The 21210-nt window shown below is 68.5% G+C and carries 20 protein-coding genes and 2 pseudogenes; 12 read left to right on the top strand and 10 right to left on the bottom strand.

From position 1 onward, the window contains the following. Positions 1-18: 18 nt before the first annotated feature. Positions 19-1731, top strand: coding sequence for a GAF domain-containing sensor histidine kinase (locus tag ACWEKS_RS24930; protein WP_452342299.1), 1713 nt, complete (start codon positions 19-21; stop codon positions 1729-1731). Between the two features lie 24 nt (positions 1732-1755). Here the strand turns inward: ACWEKS_RS24930 and ACWEKS_RS24925 are convergent, their stop codons facing one another. The 6 genes from ACWEKS_RS24925 to ACWEKS_RS24900 all read right to left on the bottom strand — a co-directional run bounded on the left by ACWEKS_RS24925 (position 1756) and on the right by ACWEKS_RS24900 (position 7126). Continuing rightward, positions 1756-2655, bottom strand: coding sequence for a universal stress protein (locus tag ACWEKS_RS24925; protein ID WP_452342298.1), 900 nt, complete (start codon positions 2653-2655; stop codon positions 1756-1758). A 28-nt stretch (positions 2656-2683) separates the two neighbouring features. Next, positions 2684-3682: an Acg family FMN-binding oxidoreductase gene (locus ACWEKS_RS24920; RefSeq protein WP_452342297.1), complete on the bottom strand. Its 999-nt coding sequence runs from the start codon at positions 3680-3682 to the stop codon at positions 2684-2686. Between the two features lie 76 nt (positions 3683-3758). Continuing rightward, positions 3759-4706 carry a universal stress protein gene (locus ACWEKS_RS24915; RefSeq protein ID WP_452342296.1) on the bottom strand — a complete coding sequence of 316 codons (948 nt, stop codon included), beginning with the start codon at positions 4704-4706 and terminating at the stop codon, positions 3759-3761. 29 nt (positions 4707-4735) lie between these two features. Beyond that, on the bottom strand, positions 4736-5659 hold the full coding sequence (locus tag ACWEKS_RS24910) for a universal stress protein (RefSeq protein WP_452342295.1): 924 nt from the start codon (positions 5657-5659) through the stop codon (positions 4736-4738). Then, positions 5659-6651: a 1-phosphofructokinase family hexose kinase gene (locus ACWEKS_RS24905; RefSeq protein WP_452342294.1), complete on the bottom strand. Its 993-nt coding sequence runs from the start codon at positions 6649-6651 to the stop codon at positions 5659-5661. Before ACWEKS_RS24905 ends, ACWEKS_RS24910 begins: the two co-directional genes overlap by 1 nt. 49 nt (positions 6652-6700) lie before the next feature. Further along, entirely contained in the window at positions 6701-7126 is a 426-nt protein-coding gene (locus ACWEKS_RS24900) for an Hsp20/alpha crystallin family protein (RefSeq protein ID WP_452342293.1), read from the bottom strand. A 182-nt stretch (positions 7127-7308) separates the two neighbouring features. Here ACWEKS_RS24900 and ACWEKS_RS24895 point away from each other — a divergent pair, with 182 nt between their 5' ends. Together ACWEKS_RS24895 and ACWEKS_RS24890 are read left to right on the top strand one after the other, a co-directional pair. Continuing rightward, the gene (locus ACWEKS_RS24895; RefSeq protein WP_452342292.1) at positions 7309-8262 is read left to right on the top strand and encodes a universal stress protein; all 954 of its coding nucleotides are present in this window, start codon (positions 7309-7311) and stop codon (positions 8260-8262) included. 6 nt (positions 8263-8268) lie between these two features. Further along, positions 8269-8443: pseudogene (locus tag ACWEKS_RS24890) on the top strand (hypothetical protein); the annotation flags it as partial. Positions 8444-8513: 70 nt separating this feature from the next. On the opposite strand, the gene ACWEKS_RS24885 reads toward ACWEKS_RS24890, so the two are convergent. Both ACWEKS_RS24885 and ACWEKS_RS24880 read right to left on the bottom strand, forming a co-directional pair. Then, positions 8514-10118, bottom strand: a complete 1605-nt coding sequence (locus tag ACWEKS_RS24885) for a hypothetical protein (protein WP_452342291.1) — start codon at positions 10116-10118, stop codon at positions 8514-8516. Beyond that, complete coding sequence (locus ACWEKS_RS24880) at positions 10115-11056, bottom strand: ABC transporter ATP-binding protein (RefSeq protein ID WP_452342290.1); 942 nt, start codon at positions 11054-11056, stop codon at positions 10115-10117. The genes ACWEKS_RS24885 and ACWEKS_RS24880 overlap by 4 nt, the downstream gene beginning before the upstream one ends. A 251-nt stretch (positions 11057-11307) precedes the next feature. Here ACWEKS_RS24880 and ACWEKS_RS24875 point away from each other — a divergent pair, with 251 nt between their 5' ends. Then, positions 11308-11862 carry a flavodoxin domain-containing protein gene (locus tag ACWEKS_RS24875; RefSeq protein ID WP_452342289.1) on the top strand — a complete coding sequence of 185 codons (555 nt, stop codon included), beginning with the start codon at positions 11308-11310 and terminating at the stop codon, positions 11860-11862. Between the two features lie 163 nt (positions 11863-12025). Here the strand turns inward: ACWEKS_RS24875 and ACWEKS_RS24870 are convergent, their stop codons facing one another. Further along, entirely contained in the window at positions 12026-12907 is an 882-nt protein-coding gene (locus tag ACWEKS_RS24870) for a class I SAM-dependent methyltransferase (protein ID WP_452342288.1), read from the bottom strand. A 442-nt stretch (positions 12908-13349) separates the two neighbouring features. Then, positions 13350-14351 carry an Acg family FMN-binding oxidoreductase gene (locus tag ACWEKS_RS24865; RefSeq protein WP_452342287.1) on the bottom strand — a complete coding sequence of 334 codons (1002 nt, stop codon included), beginning with the start codon at positions 14349-14351 and terminating at the stop codon, positions 13350-13352. A gap of 489 nt (positions 14352-14840) precedes the next feature. Between ACWEKS_RS24865 and ACWEKS_RS24860 the strand changes: the two are divergent. The 8 genes and pseudogenes from ACWEKS_RS24860 to ACWEKS_RS24825 form a co-directional block, all read left to right on the top strand. Further along, a pseudogene (locus ACWEKS_RS24860) lies at positions 14841-15548 on the top strand (dienelactone hydrolase family protein); the annotation flags it as partial. Positions 15549-15709: 161 nt separating this feature from the next. Continuing rightward, complete coding sequence (locus ACWEKS_RS24855; protein ID WP_452342286.1) at positions 15710-15988, top strand: DUF1918 domain-containing protein; 279 nt, start codon at positions 15710-15712, stop codon at positions 15986-15988. A gap of 124 nt (positions 15989-16112) precedes the next feature. Further along, a complete protein-coding gene (locus ACWEKS_RS24850) occupies positions 16113-17291 on the top strand; it encodes a 4Fe-4S dicluster domain-containing protein (RefSeq protein WP_452342285.1) in 1179 nt (392 codons plus the stop codon). After that, the gene (locus ACWEKS_RS24845) at positions 17278-17787 is read left to right on the top strand and encodes a cyclic nucleotide-binding domain-containing protein (RefSeq protein WP_452342284.1); all 510 of its coding nucleotides are present in this window, start codon (positions 17278-17280) and stop codon (positions 17785-17787) included. Before ACWEKS_RS24850 ends, ACWEKS_RS24845 begins: the two co-directional genes overlap by 14 nt. Continuing rightward, positions 17784-18632 (top strand): FAD/NAD(P)-binding protein, encoded by an 849-nt coding sequence (locus tag ACWEKS_RS24840; RefSeq protein WP_452342283.1) that lies wholly within the window; start codon positions 17784-17786, stop codon positions 18630-18632. The genes ACWEKS_RS24845 and ACWEKS_RS24840 overlap by 4 nt, the downstream gene beginning before the upstream one ends. Further along, positions 18632-19405: an NADH-quinone oxidoreductase subunit B family protein gene (locus ACWEKS_RS24835; RefSeq protein ID WP_452342282.1), complete on the top strand. Its 774-nt coding sequence runs from the start codon at positions 18632-18634 to the stop codon at positions 19403-19405. Before ACWEKS_RS24840 ends, ACWEKS_RS24835 begins: the two co-directional genes overlap by 1 nt. Further along, positions 19389-20681, top strand: coding sequence for a Ni/Fe hydrogenase subunit alpha (locus tag ACWEKS_RS24830; RefSeq protein ID WP_452342281.1), 1293 nt, complete (start codon positions 19389-19391; stop codon positions 20679-20681). The genes ACWEKS_RS24835 and ACWEKS_RS24830 overlap by 17 nt, the downstream gene beginning before the upstream one ends. Further along, positions 20678-21169, top strand: a complete 492-nt coding sequence (locus ACWEKS_RS24825) for a hydrogenase maturation protease (protein WP_452342280.1) — start codon at positions 20678-20680, stop codon at positions 21167-21169. The genes ACWEKS_RS24830 and ACWEKS_RS24825 overlap by 4 nt, the downstream gene beginning before the upstream one ends. Positions 21170-21210 lie beyond the last annotated feature (41 nt).

Raw genomic sequence — 21210 nt, 5'->3', positions numbered from 1 at the left:
GTGCAGGGAAGCCAGGAAATGACCGTTGAGCCCACCGACGGCTCCTACTCGGTACGCGACACCCTTTCCCAGCTGCGGCTGCGGGAATTGCTCACCGAGGTCAAGGACCGTGTCGAACAGATCATCGACGCTCGCGACCGCATGGACGGTCTGGTCGAGGCGATGCTCTCGGTGACCTCGGGGCTCGATCTGGACCAAACTCTGCGCACCATCGTGCACACCGCCATCAGCCTCGTCGACGCCCGCTACGGCGCGCTCGGCGTCCGCGCGGACGATCAGCTCGAACAGTTCATCTACGAGGGCATCGACGAGGAGATGCGAGCCCGGATCGGCGATCTCCCGGAGGGCCGCGGCGTGCTGGGTCTGCTGATCAGCCAGCCCAAGCCGATACGCCTGGACAACATCGCCGATCATCCCTCGTCGGTCGGCTTTCCGGACCACCACCCACCGATGCGGACCTTCCTGGGCGTGCCCGTCCGGATCCGCGACGAGATCTTCGGCAACCTGTATCTGACCGAGAAGTCCGGCGGCCAGCCCTTCACCGAGGACGACGAGGTCATCGTGCAGGCCCTCGCCGCCGCCGCCGGAATCGCGATCGACAACGCCCGGCTCTATCAATCCACCCGCACCCGCCAAGCCTGGATCGAAGCCACCCGCGACATCGCCACCGAATTCCTGGCCGGAACCGATCCCGAGCAGGTGCTCGCCCACCTCGTCACGCACACGCGCACCCTCACCGAATCGAAATGGGCGTTCCTCGCCGTCGACGAGGAACCCGACAGCAACCACGCCGACGCCGAGGGGCTGCGGATCAGCAAGTGCGCCGGTCCGGACGATCACCGTCACACCGGAATGGTCCGCACGTCCGGGACGGCGATCGGACGAGCGTTCCGCGAGGGTCTGGCCCTGCGCCTCGACGACAGCGACGATCTCGGTCTCGACATCGCCCTCGACGCCGGACCCGCGCTGATCCTGCCGCTCAACGCCCAGGAGTCGACCTTCGGCGTGCTGGTCGTGGTCCGCCCGGCGGGTGCTCCCCCGTTCGCGGACGAATTGCAGGAACTGGCAGGCGCTTTCACCGATCAGGCCGCGCTGGCGATCCAACTGGCCGAAGCCCAGCAGCGCATGCGCGAACTCGACGTGCTGACCGATCGCGACCGCATCGCCCGCGACCTGCACGACCATGTCATCCAGCGGCTCTTCGCGGCTGGTCTGAGCCTGCAGGGCACCGTCGCGCGTGCCCGTTCGGCCGAAGTACGCGAACGGATCTCGGACGTCATCAACGAATTGCAGGACGTGGTCCAGGAGATCCGCACCTCGATCTTCGACCTGCACGGCGGCGCGGCGAGCAGTACCAGGCTGCGGCAGCGGATCGAGGAGGTGATCCGCACGCACACCGCCGATACCGGCCTGCGCACGTCGTTGCGCATCACCGGGCCGCTGTCGGTGGTGGCGGCCGAACTCGCCGACAATGCCGAAGCCGTAGTGCGCGAAGCGGTTTCCAATGCGGTGCGACACGCCGGGGCCGCGACCGTCTCGGTGACCATCGACGTCTCCGACGATCTGACAGTGCTGGTCGCCGACGACGGCTGCGGGATCCCCGAGAACGTCACCCAGAGTGGGCTGCACAACCTGCAGCGCCGGGCCGAGGAGATGGGCGGAACCTTCTCCTTCGGCCGCAACCCCGAGGGAGCGGGGACCTTGCTGCACTGGGCGGTGCCGCTGGGGTGAACCGGCCGCCGACGAGTGATCCGGTCACTCGCCGCGCACGATGACAATCGGGCAGTCGACGCTGTGCAGCAGGGCGTTGCTGGTGGAGCCCAGGAGCATGCCGGCGAAGCCACCGCGCCCGTGGCTGCCGACAACCACCAGCTGCGCGTGTTCGGATTCGTCCAGCATCGACCGAACCGGACGATCCTTCACCAGGATTCGCCGCACCGCGACATCGGGATAACGTTCGGTGTATCCGGCCATCGCCTCGCCGAAGGTCGCCCGCTCCTGCTCCTCCACGGTCTCCCACCCCGACATCGGCAGGTAGGGTCCACTGACGTCACTCCAGGCGTGCAGAGCGGTCAGGCCGGTCTTGCGCAGCGATGCCTCCTCGAACGCGAGTTCCAGCGCCGCAACGCTGTTCGGGGTGCCGTCGACGCCGACCAGCACCGGCTGCCGCGCCGACACCGGATCCGCGGCCGCGGTCGTATGGATGACGGCGACCGGACAGTGCGAGTGATGGGTCACCGCCATGGCGACCGACCCCAGCAGCCCACGCCGGAGCGCACCGAGTCCGCGACTGCCGAGCACAACCATCCGGGCGTCCCGCGACAGGTCGATCACGTGCGAGATGATCGGCTCCTCGGTGACTTCCGACGACATCTCGACCCCTTCGCCGAGCAATGTCTCGGACGCGATGCGGGTTGCCTCACCCACGACGCGTTCGCCGTCCAGTTCGAGCGACGCGATATCGGGGGCGTCGAGCACGGCGGTCGGCGGCAGCCCGGTCGGCGCGCAGATCGATGTGACGATGTGCAAGGGGGCTCCGTGCCGCGCGGCATCCAGCGCCGCCCAGGCGACCGCCTGGTAGGAGACGGCCGAGCCGTCCACGGCGACGACGATCGGTGGATTCGGATCCACCTGCGGGGCAAGGTCTTCACTCATTTGTGCGCTCCTGACTCTCGTGTCTTCGCTATTGCTCACCCGACAGGCTCAGGGATTCGAGCGGACGAACGACGTCCTCGAGCGGGAGCCGGGGTGTGGCGGGTACCGGTGCAGCGCTGGTCGCCGCCCAGCCCATCCGGATGATCAGCTGCGGATAACCGAAGTCGCCCATCAGATCCCGGCGGATCCGGGTGCGCACACCGGTGACTTCGAGGGGTTCGCTCAGCGAGCAGGTGGCCAGCCCCCGCGCCGTGGCCTCGAGCAATACCGCACTCGCCACCTCGCCTGCGCGCAGCCAGCCCCGCAGATCATCCGAGGCGGTGCACACCAACAGCATTCGCGCGGCCTCGTCGGTGTCACTCACCACCGCCTCGGGCAGGCGGGGGTCACCGAACGACCGGACCGTCGCATCCGGCGGAACCACCGCGTTGCGCGCGGGTACGCCCTGCGCGCTGGCGTGGTGACCGCTCCATTCCGCCAGCTCGGCGTTGTAGCCGACGTCACCGCGGTGCTCGGTCGCGGCGTCGACGAAAGCGCGCAGCAGCCGCGCGTGCTCCCCGTTCGTGTCGATCTCCCGGACCTGCACTCCCGGTACATCCGCTCCCGCGGCGACGACCGCGGATACCTGCGCCGGCGGCACCTCCCACGAGGTGAACCGGCGACGGTCGCTGCGCCGCCGGGCAATGGCGCGCGCCAGACGCGTAGCGGTCGCGTCGGGCTCGGCGTGGTGGAGTTCCAGGGCGGCGAGATGTCTCGGCTCGGCGGGGTTCGGGAACCGGTGCACGACCGTGTCCCAGCCGACCGCACGCAATGCCACGCGCAGATGATGCAGCGCCGCACCACAACTCACCACCAGCTCCCGGCTGTCCGGGTCGGTGTAGGGCAGCCGGCGGCTGTCGTCGGCGTAGAGGTGCACCGTGGTGTCGCCGACCCGCCACAGCCACGGCTGGGTGTTGTGCACCGACGGCGCCCGCACCGCCAGCGCCACGGCTGCGCGGATGGTGTCGTGATCGGGGAGAGTCGACATCGCCTGGCCTTCCTCGGAATTCTCGTGCCCTCACTCAGCATGGCCCGTGCGACAGGCCTCCGGTGACGGCCGAAAGTCACTGTCCGGCGGGTTCTTCGGCCCGGGTTTGCGATGGCTGACGGACGACCAGGACCGGGCACTGCGCCAGATGCAGCAGCGCGGTGCTCACCGAGCCCAGCCCCATCCCGGCGAATCCGCCCCGGCCATGGCTGCCGACCACCATGAGCTGCGCGTTCTCGGCCTGCTCCAGCAGCGCGCGCACCGGCGTATCGGAGGACACGACCCGATGGACGGTGACCTCCGGACAGCGTTCGGTGTAGCCGGCGAGGGCCGCTTCCAACAGCACATCCTGGGTCCTGCGGATCGCGTCCCACCCCATCACGGGTAGGTCGAAGCCACCCGTATCACTCCACGCCTGCACCGCGATCAGCTCGACCTTGCGCCGCGACGCCTCCTCGAAGGCGAGCTCGATGGCCGGCACGCTGTTCGCCGATCCGTCCACCCCGACCACCACCGGTTTCGACGCCGACGCCGGGTCCGTCTCCGAAACACCGTGCACGACCGCGACCGGACAGTGCGCCTGCTGGGCCAGCGCGGTACTCACCGACCCCAGCACTGCCCGCCCGATCGCGCCGAGCCCCCGATTCCCGACCACCAGCAGCCGCGCCCGCCGCGAGCGCTCGATCAGCGCGCCGATGATCATGTCGAAGATCAATTCGGTCCCGATGTGCAGGCTCGCCCCCGGCACGGCGTGGGCGGCGATACGCGCGGCGTCGGCGAGCACCTGCTGTCCCCGCTGCCTCAGGTCACGCCTGTCGTGGGGGTTCTGTTCCGTCGCCCCCGCCACGATCGGGTTCGCGTACGAGGTGACGATATGCAGCGGGCAGCCCCGCATGTCGGCTTCGACGGCGGCCCACATCACCGCCTGATAGGAGATCTCGGATCCATCCGTGCCGACGACGATCCCCAGATCATCGTGATCCGAAAGCTCGAAACTCGTTGCGGGAACAGCATTCTCTTCCATGACGTCTCCTGATTCGGCGGCTGCTCGGCTCACTCCGCGGGACGGACAACCATGATCGGGCAATGGGCGTGCTGGACCAGCGTGTGCGCCGTGGAACCCAGGAGCATGCCGGTGAAACCACCACGGCCGCGGTTGCCGACCACGACCAGTTGCGCGTGTTTCGACCACCCTTGCAGCGTGTCGGCCGGGGCGGACACATAGATGCGGCGGGTCACCTGCACGTCCGGATATTTCTCCTGAAAACCCGCGAGTTGTTCGGTCAGGAGAGCTTCCTCGAGCCCGTCCACCTCGCCGAGGTCAGCGGTGCCTCGGTCACCGAGGTATTCGCCGAAATTCCAATCGCTCCAGACATGTACGGCGACCAGATCGGCGTGGCGTTCGGCGGCTTCGGCGAAGGCCATGGCGATGGCGGCCTCGCTGACCGGGCTACCGTCGACGCCGACGACGACCGGTCCGGACTCGCGGAGGGTGTCGTGCGCATCCGGATCCGGGCGCACCACGATCACGGGACTGTGGGCATGGGAGGTGACGGCGAACAGCGTGGATCCCAGATGGATCAATGTCCCGGCGTTTCCGGTCGCTCCGAGCACCACCGCGTAGGCGTCCGCGCTCAGATCCACCAGCAGGCTGCTCGCATTGGTCACCGAAAGCCGTGTCGCGGTCCGCAATCCGGGTTCGATCCGCAGCGCCATCTCCTCGGCCTCGCGAACGAGCTGCTGCGCCCGGGCCCGCACCGCGTCGACCACCGACGGCGGCACCACCCCGGAGGGACTTCCGGAACTGCTGACTCCGCCCAGATCGAGGGCGTGCACGATCTGCAGCTCCCGGCGGCGCCGGGCGGCATAGCTCGCGGCCCAGCGCAGGGCGAGCTCCGATCCGAGCGATCCGTCCACTCCGACCACGACACCGGCCGAGGCCAATTGGTGCGGATCGTCGTAGTCCTCGTGTGTCATCACGTCCTCCTCTGTGGAACAGGCGTTTCGGGGCTGCGCGAGCGGGCCGGTGAGAAGCAGCTCGGCCGGGTCTCAGGTTCTTGCTGGTACAGCTCGGCGATGCGGGCGGGATGGCCGGGCCGGGTGCCCGGCGTGGTCAGGGCGGCGGTGGCGGCGGCGATGCCCAGCCGCACCGCGTCGTCGAGGGGGTAGGCGCGTGACAGGCCGACCGTCATGGCACCCACCATGGCGTCGCCGGCCCCGATACCGCTGCGGACGGTCACCTCGAACGACGGGAACCACTGGTCGTCGTGGCGCGTCACCGCCAGCGCGCCGCTCGCCCCCAGCGACACGACCACGATCTCGCAGACTCCCGCCAGGATGAGCTCCCGTGCGGCCGCGAGTTGCGACTTGCGGTCGGGCAGCGGGTGACCGGTGAGCTCGGCGAGCTCACGCACACTCGGTTTCAGGAGGTGGACGCCGCGCCTCACCGCGCGCAGCGCTGCGCCCGACGTATCCAGGATCAATCGGACACCCAGGTCGCGCAGCAGGTCGGCGAGCATCTGATAGAGGCCGTCCGGGACACCCGGCGGCAGACTGCCGCTTGCGACCACATAGCGGGAACCGACTGCCGCACGTTCGATTTCACTCAGGCAGAGATGCAGTTCCGGCGCGGTCACCCGGGGTCCCGGAAACACGAATCGGAACTGGTCGCCGGTTCCGTTGTCGATGACCGCGAGGTTCTCCCGAGTATGGCCGGAGATCGGGATCGATCGCATCGGAACTCCGGCGTCCCGGACCAGGTCCTCGAGCTGCCGCCCCGACGGGCCACCCGCCGGGAAGATCGCGGTCACCGGCTCGCCGAGAGCCGCGACGGTGCGCGCGACGTTGATTCCCCCACCACCGGGATCGAATCGCGGTGGCGTGCAACGGGTCTTGGAGGTCGGCCGGATATGGTCCGCACCGGCGGCGATGTCGATCGCCGGATTCATGGTCAGGGTCACGATCGGCATCGGCCGCCTTCTCTCGGATGTGGCCCGGCCGGCTCGCGGGGCCGGGATGTCACTCCGCGGACTTGACTTCGACTGTCTTGATGGGCGATTCGGGCTCACCGAGCGGAACACTGACAGTCAGGATGCCCTTGGCGTAACTCGCGTCGATGCCTTCCTCCTGAGCTCCCGGCGGCAGCACGACAGTGCGGACGAAGGAGCCGTAGGTGAACTCCGAATGTCCCTTCTCCTCGCGTTTCTCGGTCCGCTCGGCCTTGATGGTCAGCTCCCCCTGATGCACGGACACCTCGATGTCCTTGGCCGGGTCCACACCGGGAATCTCGGCGCGCACCAGGTAACGCCCCTCCTCGATGGTGTCCTCGACGCGCATCAGGTGGGTGCCGAGCATCGGGACGGCGGGCGGCGCCATAGCGTTCCACAGCTCGGCGAGGTCGGGCAGCAGCGAACCGGGCTGACGGTGTACGGACAGCAGGCTCATGATCCCTCCTTCGAGAGGTAAACTGTTCTGACACACTAGATTTCACGCTCCGGACCACCGGTTCTGTAGGGCATCGAGTCGTCGCTGCCGGGGACGGTGGTCCTTTCGCCGGTGACTTTGGTCCCGCGATCGCGGGTGTGCGGTCTCTAGCCGACGGGAGCGACGCGGCGAACCCTGGCTTCATGGAGACGAACATCCCCGCCGCGGTGACCGCTGAACCCGGTCCGGTCGTCGCCGGCATCGACGGCTCGCGGGTGGCCGTGCGCGCCGCCGAGTGGGCCGCGGCCGAGGCCGTCGCCCGGCATACGCCACTGCGATTGGTCTCGGTCGTGCCGGCGATCGACAAGCCCGCATTCCGGCCGGGCGGGCAGCGGCACCGGGAGGCCCACGCGGCACTCGAGGACGCGCGCTCCGCGATCCTCGCGCGGCATCCCGCTGGTGAGGATGCGGACCCGCTCGAGATCAGCACCGCCGTGCTGCGAGGACAGGCCGATCATGTGCTCGTCGAGCTCTCGCGGTCCGCGATGCTCATCGCGCTGGGCGCCCGGGACGTCGGGTTTCTCTCTCACATGGTGCTGGGATCCACCGCGCTGGCGGTGACCAGGGATGCCTGCTGCCCGGTCGCGCTGGTCGGACGGCCCGCAGCCGAGCACGGTTCGATCCTGGTCGTGGTCGGCACCTGGTACACCGCCCGTGCGGCCCTGGTCGCCGGGTTCCGTGCGGCACGGGACCGTGGCACGGATGTCACTGTGGTGCGGGTGTGGCAGGGCAGGCAGTGGGCCTCGCCACCCGATGACGCGATGTGGTCGGGGCTTCCGCCCGATCACCACATAGCGACCTCGGTCGTCCCCGACGCCCAGCTGCGGCAGTATCGACGCGACTTCCCCGATGTGGAGGTGCGGCCCGTCACGGTGGTCGGCGATGCAGCCACGGCGGTCGAGCGCCTCGGCGCCACTGCGCAATTGGTCGTGATCGGGCATGATCCCGAGTCCGCGCATACGGCGCGCCTGGGCAGCATCACCCAGGATCTCGTCCGCCACGCGCCCTGCCCGGTGCTGGTGGTCCCCGACCCGCCCGTAACCGAGATCGTATCCCGCGATACGGCAACGACTTTCCCCCGGATCGTCACGCTATGAGCGATCTCCGCACCTGAAATCGAGCCGATCTGGCACATCCGGATGCAGGCCGCCGTCCAACGCCACACCGACGCCGCCGTCTCGAAGACGGTCAATCTCCCCGAATCCGCAACCCCCGACGACGTACGCGAGGTCTTCCCAGCGCGCCTGGCAGGCCGGCGCGAAGGACATCACCGTCTACCCGCTCCGGCCAGGTGCTGCGCTGCGCGCACAGTCCATCGCGGTGAGGACCTCCGTCGCCGGCCGGGTCGTCAGGCGAGCGCGAGATCGCGGCGGCGGAAGATGAGCAGCGCCAGCGCGAACAGCCCCACGCCGAGCGCGGTGAGCACGAGGGCGGGCGAGACGGCGAAGTGCTGTAGGGGCATGCGGGCGAGGGCGTGGAATGGCGAGACTTCCAGCGACCAGGCCGGGGCTTCGAGTGCGGTGCCCACGGAGTCCCAGAGGAAAGCAGTGGCGACCAGGGCGTGCACGAAGGAGACGGCTCTGGGTGCAAACGCCAGCACCGCGGTCGCGGCGCCCACGGTGGTCACGATGAGCGGGAGGCTGTTCGCCGACGCCGCCAGGAGCGAACCGAATCGAAGGCGTTCGCCGGTGAGCGCCGCGCCGGTCCACATGCCCACCGATGCGACCAGAGTCAAGCCGGCCGCCAAGGACACCGCCAGCACGGCGCGGCCGGACAGCCATCGGAGCCGGGAGTGCGGCATGGCCAGCACGACTTCCAGCCGGCCTGACGATTCCTCGCTGCGGGCCGACACGACCACTGTCACCGCCAAGAGCGCGGCCAGCAACTGGACCAGCGAAAAGAGCGTGGCGACAAAGCCGTCGACGGCGATCTGGCGACCGAAGAGCTGTGTGAAGATCGGGGTGCGCTGCATGAAGTCGAGAATGGTCTTGACCAGGCCGCCCATCAGCAGGGTGTAGGCGATGGTCCCGGCGAACCAGAAACTCAGCTGCGGAATCTCATCGCGCAGCGCGGCTTGCCACGCCGAGCCGAGCAGGAGTCGCCGTGGCGGTCGGCTGTCTCGGGCCCCGAGCACGCCTCGGCCGATATCTCGGATCCGCAGCAGATACACGGAAATCGCTACTGGTACAGCCGTTCCGGCGGCGATGGCCGCCAGCGTGAGCAGCGGCGGCGCGGCCGGTGGGCGCAGTTCCTCGAACCAGCCCAGGGGCGTGAGCCATCGCAGCCACGGAATGCCCGCACCGACGTCGGCGGGCATGCGGATAATCAAGGCCGCGACCAGAATTCCCGCCGCGAGCAACCGCGCTCCACGCACAGTGGCGGCCAGTTGCGCGGTCAACGCGCCGACCGCGGCGAACAGCAGCGCGGGCAATGCGAGCTGCAGCCCGAGCTCGCACGTGTTGGCGGCACTGAGCAGATGCTGCGGCACCCCGACCGCGGCGAGCACGGACACGGTCACCGCCATGATCACGAGAGTCTCGAGGGCCGTGGCCGTGAGCGCCGCCGCGAACCAGCGCCGCCGGGACTGTCCGCCGCTGAGCACCAGATCGCCTCGGCCCGCGTCTTCCTCTCCGCGCAACGCACCGGTCGTGATGATCACCGCCCACATGGCCATGATGATCCCGACGCTGGTCATGCTGCGCCACGCCACCCAGCCGGCGGGCGAGGCGATGTCGTAGGGGTAGCCGTACAGCGCGCGCAGCGCACCATTGTTCGTCAGCGGTGCGAGCATCGTGGCCCGGGTCGCCTGATTCGGAAACGCCACCACATAGGTTTGCAGCGCGGCCGTGCAGAACACCGCCATCAAAACCGTCATCACCGCCAGCGATATCCGGTTGGCGCGCAATCGTGCTCGCACCATGACGACGAAGCCGTGCACCGCCTCGAGGTTCATCGACGTGCCTCCGCTGCGCTCCCGGCCCGGCCGGTCCGGGTAGGGCCGCCCGCGCCCTCGTGATAATGGACCAGGAAGATCTCCTCCAAGCTCGGTTCCCGGCTGTCGATCGTCGTCACCGGCAACCCGGTGAGTGCTGCCAGCAGCGGTCCCATCTCACCGCGGACCTCCAGTGCCACATGGTGATCCATCGCATCGACCACCTCGACCCCCGCGACCGCGCGCAGCGGAGCGATATCGACGCCGTCCCGCGCGAAGCTCACCTCCACCGTCCGCGCCGACAGGTGCCGCAGCTGCGCCAGGGTGCCCTCATCGATGAGCCGGCCCGCCCGCAGGATGCCGATCCGATCGCACAGGGCCTCCACCTCGCTGAGCACGTGCGAGGACAGGAATACCGTCTGCCCGCGGTCGCGGGCTTCACCGACGGTCTCGCGAAAGGCGGCCTCCATCAAGGGATCCAACCCGGAGGTGGGTTCGTCGAGAACAAGAATCTCGGCGCGGGTCGCGAACGCCGCCACCAGCTGCACCTTCTGCCGGTTGCCCTTCGACAGCGCGCGAATCTTCTTGTCAGGATCGAAATCGAAGCGCTCGATCAGCCGGTCGCGGTATGCGCGATCGCAGCCGCCGCGCAGATTCTCCAGGTATTCGAAGGTTTCCGCGCCGGTCAGCGACGGCCACAGCAACGCCTCCGAGGCGACGTACGCACAATGCCGGTGTGCGGCGACCGGATCGACCCACGCGTCCCGGCCCGCAATGCGCACCGTACCCGAGGTCGGACGATGCAGGCCCAGCAGCAGCCGGATCGTCGTCGTCTTGCCCGCGCCGTTGGGGCCGAGGAAGCCGTAGATCTCCCCCGCCTCGATATCGAGTTCGAGACGATCGAGTGCGAGCGTGGATTGGTAGCGTTTGGTGACTGTATGCGCCTCGATGACACCCATGGTCCCTACCTCCGACCAGCGATGGAATGGCTCCCCCATTCTCGGCTGCGACCCCGGCATCGGCCATGGGACCTTGTGCCCTGTCCCGCACCGGCAGGAGTAAAAGTCTGCTTCGACCGCCCGATGAGGGCTTGCAAGGTCCAGCAGAAGCGGGACTTCCGTGTCCGGCCGCCGGGCCGGTGACCATCGTCCCCTCCGGCCGGGCACGAGTCCTCTCTTCTGGACCGTCACGGGAGGCGCACGCTCGGCACATGGAGAATCGCAAACCTGCAGTCAGCATCGTTTACGCTTCGGCTCAGGGGTCGACCCGGGAGATCGCCGAGTACATCGGCAACGATCTCGCCGCCCGGGGTGCGACCGTCGAGGTCGCCGACGCCGAGCACGCACCGGACCTGTCGCGTTTCGACGCCGTGGTCATCGGCAGCGCGGTGCACGACATGGCCCTGCTGCCCACCGTCGCGGAGTACGTGGCATCCCATCGCAACGAACTCAGCGCTCGGCCGGTCTGGCTCTTCAGTGTCGGCATCGGACCGGCACTGCGCGGACCGATCGGACATCGGATCGGCCGCATGGTGCCGAAACGCATTGCCGCCGTGCGCGACTCGATCAACCCGCGCGGATACCAGGCCTTCGCGGGGCACTACGAGCGCGTCGGCGTGTCCCTCGGCGCACGCGTCCTCTACCGCCTACTCGGCGGCGGCCGCTACGGCGACCTGCGGGATTGGACCGCCATCAGCACCTTTTCGGATTCCATCGCGCAGGGTCTGAATCTGCACGCACCGCACATCATTCCGATTCATCCCTGACGGCCACACGGACACAGGATTCCGGAGGCCGGTATCGATCGGGTCCTTCGATTCAATCGGTCACTGTGCGGGTTTGATCGTCGGGGCTGCAGAGGCGAACATGTTGCCCGGGTTCGGTTTCGAGGAACCTGTCCTCGGCGGCACGGCGGGCCGCTACTCGCCCTCACAACCCGTTCTTGATGCAGGTGAACTGCATGACGTCGAGGTGGCCGTGACGGAAGTAGTCGGCGAACCCGGTCATATGGCTGATGTAGGCGTTGTAGGTGTCACGCCCGGCGAGTTCGATCGCCCGGTCGCGGTGCTCGTGTAGCGCGGTGACCCAGTTCTGCAGTGTGGTGGTGTAGTGCGGTCCCAGTTTCCCGATTCCGGTGATGGTGAATCCGGCATCTTCCGCGTACTCGGTGACCCCCCTGGGGTTGCGGCCGGTCGGTGGCGGAACTCGGTCGAAGGGCAGGATGGTCCCGGGCGCGAACACGGAATCGGTACTCGCGAAACGCGTCTGGTGGGCATCGGAGGGGTCGCGGCCCGGTGCGACGACGGTCTGCACCAACAGCACCCCGTTTTCGGGCAGGATCCGGTAGGCGAAATCGAAGAAATCGGCGTAGCGCTGCGGGTGGAGGTGTTCCAGCGTCCCGATACACACGATGCGGTCCACGCGGCGGTCGAATTCCTCCCAATCCTGGCGCCGGACCCCGCCGTAGGGGCGGCCGCGGATCAGCCGGTCGACGAGCCGGTCCCGCACATACCGGTACTGGTGGCGGTTGCCGGTCAACCCGATCGCGTTCACCCCGTAGGTGTCCATGGCGCGCAACATGGTCGAGCCCCAGCCGCAGCCGACATCCAACAAGGTCATCCCCGCCTGCAGATCGCACTTGGCCAACGCGAGGTCGATCTTCGCCGACTGGGCTCGTTCCAGGGTGTCGTCCGGGCGAGTCCACAGCGCGCAACTGTAGGTGCGGGTCGGGTCGAGGAACAGGGCGAAGAATTCATCCGGGAGTTCGTCACGGGATCGGACCTCACCAAGCACGGGTACATCAACAGTCATGATGGCGGATCCTTCGTGCAATCGAGCACTGCCGTGGACGGCAGCCGAGGTAGCACGCTCCCCTCGTCACCTCCATCTGGGAGGTCGAGCGCCCTGCCGAGCCTAGGCGACCTCACACACCGGACTGAAGGCTTGTGAGCAGGAGTTCACCCGCAGGTAACATGCGCCGCGGCGCTATGCGGGCCCGGCCGGCAGTCGCCTGTGCCGAGCATCGTCCGGACTACGCGTCGGTCACGGTGCACCGGGCGCTGGCGGCCGAATCTGTGGGCGGGTTGCAGGAGAGCAAGTCGACGACGGCTGGCATCGTGCCCGGCATTGCTCGGTGAATGAGAAACGGCCACAGTCGAAGTCGGCGTGCTGCCACGTCGCCGCGGCGTGCGGGTTGCACGACCTGCGGCACACCTTCGCGGTAATGCAGCTGATGGCAGCCATCCCGGCGTGGTCAGTGCGATCGGTCGGCCGAGTCGGCCGGTTGCAGCGGGTGCACCACATCGTCCAGCGCGAGGCGGGGGCTGGGCGGGACCGGGTCGGCGCTGGTTGCCGCCCAGCCCATCCGGATGATCACTTGCGGGTGGCCGAAGCCGCCGAGGATGTTCGTGCGGATTTGTTCTCGGATGGCCGGCAGTTCCAGAGGTTCGGTGAGAGCGCAGGTGGCCAGGCCGCGGACGGTCGCGGTCAGCAGGGCGGCGCTGGTGGATTCACCGGCGCGCAGCCACGCCAGGGGATCGTCGGACCCGGTGCTGAGCAACAGCATTCGCGAGAATTCGTCGGTGTCGCGGACTACGGCTTCGGGGAGCCGAGGGTCGGAGAACGGACGGACGGCCGGGTCCGTGGGGACCACGGCGTTGCGGGCGGGGACGCCTGATGGTGCGGCATGGTGGCCGCTCCAGGCATGCAATTCCGCGATGTAGTCCGGGTCTTGGGCGTGGCTCGCCGACGCTTGTTCGAAGGCCTGCGCCAGTGTCCCACGCGCCTCCAGGGCGTCGACGTCGCGAATTTCCACCCCCACGACACGGGCGGCGGCGATGACCTTCTCCGCGTTCACGGCGGGCACCTCCCAGGAGGTGAAATGCCGCCGGTCGCTGCGGCGTCGAGCGATGGCCTGCGCCAGTTGCACCGTCGTGGGATCAGTGGCCCCGGAGCGAAATTCGATCGCGGCCAGATGTCGCGGATCCGCGGTATTCGGGAATCGGTGCACCATCGTCTCCCATCCGACCGCGCCGATCGCCACTCGCAGGTGATGCAGTACCGCGCCGCAGCTGAGCACCAGTTCGCGGCGGTCGGGGTCGGTGTGCTTCAGCCAGCGAGTGTCATCGGCATACAGATGCAGGGTGCTCTCCCCGATACGCCACTGCCAGGGTTGCGTGTTGTGCACCGACGGGGCGCGCACGGCCAGGGCCAGCGCCGCGCGGATGGTGTCGGTATCGGGATGCGTGCTCGACATCGCCATTCCTTCCTCGGGATTCGCAGCTTCGTACTGTTCAGCATGTCGCGATGGGTGGCCGTTGGTGACGGCCGAAAGTCACCGATACCGAGGGCTGACGCCATGCCTTCGGTCATCGTTGCGGCGGCGCTGCCCCGCCTCCTGCCCGGGTGTAGGTCCATCGTTTCGCGTTGCTGACGTCAGCCACGACCCACAGTGACCCGGCGGCGTTTCATCGCAGGATCAGGCCGGTGAACTGGTCGGCGTAGTCGGCTCGTCGGCTGCTCCGGTACCGCACCCCCGCTATCAGCAATCCAATGTCTCGGAGGTCGTTGTGGGACCAACGACTCTCCCGACCGGCGACAACCGGATCTGCCGGTGGCCGCCGGAGGCTGTGACGCTGGAAGTGCCTGCTTTAAGGAGGTTTCGATGGTCTTCGAGGATCGCGAGGCGGGCCGTCTGCTGGCTCGCGGCGCTGCCCCCGATCCGCGGCCGCAACCGGGACCGGTCGCGGATCCGCCGCTGCGCGACGGCGAGGTGTGTGTGCGGGCCGGGAAAGCCATGCTGTCCGGACATCTCACCATTCCCGAGCATCCGATCGGTGTCGTGGTGTTCGCGCACGGCAGCGGCAGCAGCCGCCACAGCCCGCGCAACCGCTACGTCGCCGAGGTACTGCAGCAGGCCCGACTCGGCACGCTGCTGTTCGACCTGCTCACCACGGCCGAGGAAATCAACCGCGCCAACGTGTTCGACATCGACCTGCTGGCCCCGCGACTGGTGGCGGTCACCGAGTGGCTGAGCGGACGGGAACACGCGGAGGGGCTGCCGATCGGGTATTTCGGGGCGAGTACCGGTGCCGCCGCCGCCCTGCGCGCCGCAGCCGACCCGCGCGTGCACGTGCGGGCAGTGGTGTGTCGCGGCGGGCGACCCGATCTGACCGGCCGCGCACTGTCGGCGGTACGGGCGCCGACTCTGCTGATCGTGGGTGGTCGCGACTACCTGGTCATGGATCTGAATCGCCAGGCGGCCATGGCAATGTCATGTGAGACCGTGCTGGCCGAGGTGCCCGGCGCGACCCATCTGTTCGAGGAACCCGGCACCCTGCGTAAGGCAGCCGAGCTCGCGCGGGACTGGTTCGTCACCCGGTTGCCCACTACAGACAGCCGAGCCGGAGGGGGCGGCGTGAGCGGCCCGGAGGCCGGGTATAGGTTCGGATGAGCACGGGTGCGCTACCGGCCGATTCCTGGTCGCGTGGTTCATCGTGCGGGCAGCCAGGTCCTGCGCGGGGACTTCCGGCCCTACCGGGGATCGCATGGCCTTACCACGATAGAGCTTCGAGACAACACCAGTTTCCGGCCGACGGGTAAGGAGGTCGTTCGATGCGAGCACAACCAGGCGACTGGCTGATCGTCGAAGGACGCGCGGTCGGGGGCGTGGTCCGTCGCGGTCTCATCGAAGAGGTGCACGGCACGGACGGCGCACCGCCGTATCTCGTGCACTGGACCGACACCGGGCATCGGGCCTTGACCTTTCCAGGCCCCGACGCGTACGTGCGGACCAGCGCGGAACTGCGCGCCCAGGAGGAGATCGCCGCGGCACGGTACTCGTCGATGCAGCACGTACCCGCCTCCCCCTCCGATGCGGACAGCCGGGGCTGACCGATCTCGCCAGCGCCGTTCCGACCTGGGCACTCCGACCCCGTGCCGAGGACCTTCGACGCTGTTCGCGCCGCGCCGCGCCAGCCAGACTGGAATCGAGCGACGTGCGAGAACGGAGGCTTCCGTGACCATCGGCGACACCGTGACGATCGACCGCGACGGGCTGGACCGGCTCGTCGTGGTGTTACAGGAGAACGGATATCGGGTCATCGGCCCGACGATGCGCGACAACGCGATCATCCTCGACGAACTCGACACACCGGCCGCACTGCCCGCCGGGTGGGGCGTGCACACCGAGCCGGGCCGGTATCGCGTGTATCGCCGCGCCGACCAAGCGGTCTTCGCGCATTCGGCCGGGCCGGGATCGTGGAAGCAGTTCCTGCATCCACCGCACCGCCTGATCGCACGACTCGACGCCGACCTGAATCTCGTAGCGGCCGGAGACGGTCCGACGCCGACACCGGCGACCGAGCCGTCGTCGCAGCCACCGCAACCGGATCGCCCCGCCGCATTCCTCGGCGTCCGCGGCTGCGATATGGCCGCCATCCGCATTCTGGAGCGGGTGCTCGGTGGAGATGCGTACCCGGACTCGGCTTTCGCGGCCCGCTGCGCCGGTCTGTTCATCGTCGGCGTGAATTGCACCGAGCCGGGCGGGGTGTGTTTCTGCGCGTCGATGGGCACCGGGCCGGGCGTCTCGGCCGGATACGATCTCGCGCTCACCGAACGCATCGACGACAGCGGGCATCGGTTCCTGGTCGAAGTGGGCAGTGCGGCGGGCGAGCGCATACTCGCCGAGCTCCGCTCGCACCCGGCGACCCAGGCCGAGATCACGGACGCCCGCGCCGAGGTGGCGGCCGCAGCGGGTCGCATGGGCCGCAGCATGCCGGATGCGGACCTGCGCGCGGTGATTCGCGAATCCCGCGAATCACCGCAGTGGGAGGACGTGGCGAGCCGCTGCCTGACCTGTGGCAACTGCACCATGGTGTGCCCCACCTGCTTCTGCACCACTACCGAGGACGTCACCGATCTCACCGGCGACCATGCCGAACGCTGGGAGCGTTGGGCGTCGTGCTTCGAATTGGATTTCTCCCATGTGCACGGCGGCAGCGTGCGGCAGTCGGGCGAGAGCCGGTATCGGCAGTGGCTCAGCCATAAACTCGGCACGTGGTACGACCAGTTCGGCAGCTCCGGCTGTGTGGGCTGCGGACGCTGCATCGCATGGTGCCCGGCCGGTATCGATCTGACCGCTGAGATGGGCCGGCTCGTCGAATTGCGCGAGGAGGCCGACGATGGTCACCGCTGAGGAACTGTCCGCATTCGCCTCGCTGGCAGCACTCGACCGCGCGAAGCTGGAAACGCTGGCCCAGGCCGGGCATGCGGTGCACTATCCGGCCGGGCAGCGCCTGATCGTGGAAGGCCAACGGGCCGACCGCTGCTGGCTCATTTGCGAGGGACGGGTGGTGCTGGACGCAGGGGTGCCGGGGCGTGGCGATGTCGTGGTGCAGACCCTCGGTCCGGGCGATCTGCTCGGCTGGTCGTGGCTGGTTCCGCCGTACCGATGGCATTTCGGTGCGATCACCGCCGAACCCGTGCGAGCGATCGAATTCGATTCGACTCGGCTGACCGAATTCGCCCACGCCGACCCGAGTTTCGGCCACGCACTGACGCTGCTGCTGTTCGAGGCGCTCCTGGAACGATTGCAGGCCACCCGCGCCCGGTTGCTGGATCTCTACCGCAATCCCACCGAAACCTGTACCGCCACACCGATACGCCTGGGCACGTCCGGTGACGGCCGATGATCGCCGAGGCCCGCGCCGGCGCGTCCGCGGACACCATGCTCCCGTATCGGGTGGCACGCCGCATCCTGCAGACCAGCGATACCGCGACCCTGGTGCTCGCCCCGATCGACGCTGCCGCGCAACGGTTCCGGGCCGGGCAGTTCATGATGCTCTACCGCTTCGGCGTGGGCGAGGTCGCCATCTCGGTCAGTGGAAATCCCTGTGTCGCAGTCGATTTCCTGGAGCACACCATCCGCGCGGTGGGGGCGGTGAGCGCGGCCCTGCATGACGCTCCGGTCGGCGCGAAGATCGGAGTGCGCGGACCGTTCGGCACCGGTTGGGATCTCGGCTCCGCCGCCGGGCGCGATCTGGTGATCGTCGGCGGCGGAGTCGGACTGGCGCCGCTGCGCCCGGTCGTGCTGGAGGCGCTCGCGCGGCGCACCGAATATCGGAGGATCGTCCTGATCACCGGTGCTCGCACACCCGATGACATCCTCTTCCGGGACGACCAGCAGGTCTGGGCCCGCGACGGCCTGCTCGAACTGCATCAGACCGTCGACCATCCGGGTCCCGGCTGGACGGGACCGATCGGCTTCGTCACCGAACCGCTCGCGAAACTGGTCGTCGATCCGGGCAACACCACGGCATTCCTCTGCGGTCCCGAACCAATGATGCGGTTCTGCGCGAACGCCCTGCTGCGCAAGGGCGTCCCGCCCACCGATATCCGGGTCACCCTGGAACGCAATATGCAATGCGGTGTCGCCCGCTGTGGCCATTGCCAGCTCGGTCCGCTGCTGCTGTGCCGCGACGGCCCGGTCGTGGACTACGCGGTGGCCGAACCCCTGCTTTCGGTACGGGAGCTCTGATGACGACACCCACTCTCGCGGTCTGGAAGTTCACCTCCTGCGACGGCTGCCAGCTCACCCTGCTGGATTGCGAGGACGAACTGCTCGCGCTGGCGGGCCGGGTCCGCATCGCTCATTTCATCGAGGCGAGCAGCGCGGTCGAGCCCGGGCCCTATGACGTGTCGCTGGTCGAGGGTTCGGTCAGCACGCCCGACGAGCAGCGCCGCATCCTCGAGATCCGCTCGCAGTCACGGATTCTCGTGACGATCGGCGCCTGCGCCAGTCACGGCGGCATCCAGGCGCTGCGCAACTTCGCCGACATCACCGAATTCGCGTCGGTGGTATACGCCAGCCCGCAATACATTTCGACGCTGGACACCGCGACGCCGATCGCAGCGCATGTGCCGGTGGACTACGAGCTGCGCGGCTGCCCGATCGACCGCCGCCAACTGCTGGATACCCTGTGCGCGCTGCTGGCCGGACGCAAACCCGACCTGCCGAACACCAGCGTCTGCTCCGAATGCAAGCGCCGCGGCAATACCTGTGTGATGGTCGCCGACGGCATTCCCTGTCTCGGCCCGGTCACCCAGGCGGGATGCGGCGCCCTGTGCCCGTCCTATCATCGCGGCTGCTACGGCTGCTTCGGCCCGATGGAACGGCCCAATATCGGTGCGCTGCTGCCGATCCTGCGGATCAACGGCATGGACACCGCCGATATCGACCGAGTGTTCAGCACGGTCGCGGTCGCCGCACCGGCCTTCGCCGAGAGGAACCGGGATGAGCCATCGCAGTAGGCAATTGCGGGTCAGCTCGCTGGCGCGAGTGGAGGGCGAGGGCGCGCTGCGGGTTGTCGTCGAGGACGGCCGGGTGGAGCGGGCAGAACTCAATATCTACGAACCGCCCCGCTTCTTCGAGGCCTTCCTGCGCGGCCGGGCGTACACCGAGCCACCCGATATCACCGCCCGGATCTGCGGCATCTGCCCGGTGGCGTATCAGACCAGCGCCTGCAACGCGCTCGAACAGGTATGCGGCGTCACACTGGATCCGCCGCTGACCGCGCTGCGCCGGCTGCTCTACTGCGGCGAGTGGATCTCGAGTCATACCCTGCACATTCACCTGCTGCACCTGCCGGACTTCCTCGGCTACCCGGACGCCATCGCCCTGGCCGCCGACCATCGCGAACTCGTCGAGCACGGGCTGGCCGTCAAGAAGGCGGGCAATACGCTGCTCGAACTGCTCGGTGGCCGTGCCATCCACCCGATCAATGTCCGGGTCGGCGGTTTCTACTCGGTGCCCGGCCGCGCCGATCTGGCACCGGTCGCCGACCAGCTGCGCCGGGCCCAGGACTACGCGATCGAAACCGCCGGCCGGGTGGCGCAATTCGACTTCCCGGATCTGGAGCTCGACCACGATCTACTCGCGGCCACCGCGTCGGACCGTTACGCCATCGAGGACGGCACCGTGTCGACCAGCACCGGACTCGACTTCCCCGCAAGTGAATTCGGCGAGCACGTGGTCGAGGAACAGGTTCCGCATTCCACCGCGCTCCACGCGCGATTGGACGGGCGAAGCTATCTGACCGGTCCCCTGGCTCGATACAGCCTCAACTCCCGGCGTCTCTCCCCAGTTGCCCTCGAGGTCGCCGCTGCGGCCGGGCTCGGCCCGGAGTGCCGTAATCCGTTCCGCAGCATCGTGGTTCGCGCCGTCGAGGTGGTGTACGCCATCGATGAAGCGCTACGTCTCATCGCCGACTACGAGCCGCCCGCGCACCCCGCGGCGCCCTGCGCGCCACGGCCGGGCGTCGGCCACGGCATCAGCGAGGCCCCGCGCGGATTGCTCTATCACCGTTACGAAATCGACGACGCGGGTTCCATCCGGGCGGCCACCATCATTCCGCCGACCTCCCAGAACCAGGCTGCCATCGAGGACGATCTTCGCCACGTGGTGTCCGAGCACCTCGACCTGGACGATGCGGCGCTGACCACCCTGTGCGAACGCACCATCCGCAACTACGATCCGTGCATCTCCTGCTCGGCCCACTTCCTCGAGCTCGATGTGGTGCGCCGATGAGCGGTCCGCGAGCCGTCGTCATCGGAGTCGGCAACGAGTACCGGCACGACGACGGCATCGGCCCCGCCGTGGCCACGGAACTCGAAAGGCTGGACCTGCCCGGCGTTCTCGTGGCACTGAGCGACGGCGAGCCGACGGGTCTGCTGGATCTCTGGGCCGACGCGGAGCTGGCGATCGTGGTCGATGCCGTCCTCTGTGAACCTTCCACCCCCGGCCGGGTCTGGCGCACCACCGTCGATGCCCTGCGCGGCCTCACCCACGCCGCCAGCTCCCACGCCATGGGCATCCCCGACGCCCTCCCCCTGGGCCGCGCTCTCGGCCGCGTCCCCGCCGAACTCGTAGTCATCGCCGTCGAAGCTCACCGCCTCGACCTCGGCGTCGGCCTCTCCACCCCGGTCGCTGCCGCACTCCCCGACGTCATCGCCACCGTCCGGACCGAACTCGCCCGCCTCGGCATCCCAACGGATGGTCGTCATCCCAACGGGTGAATGAACGCTCAGCCGGGTCGACTGCAATAGGGCCGACAGTC

This window comes from Nocardia sp. NPDC004711, assembly GCF_053601595.1.
The sequence above is the reverse complement of the archived record's forward strand: the minus strand, read 5'-3'. Positions and strand labels throughout refer to the sequence as shown.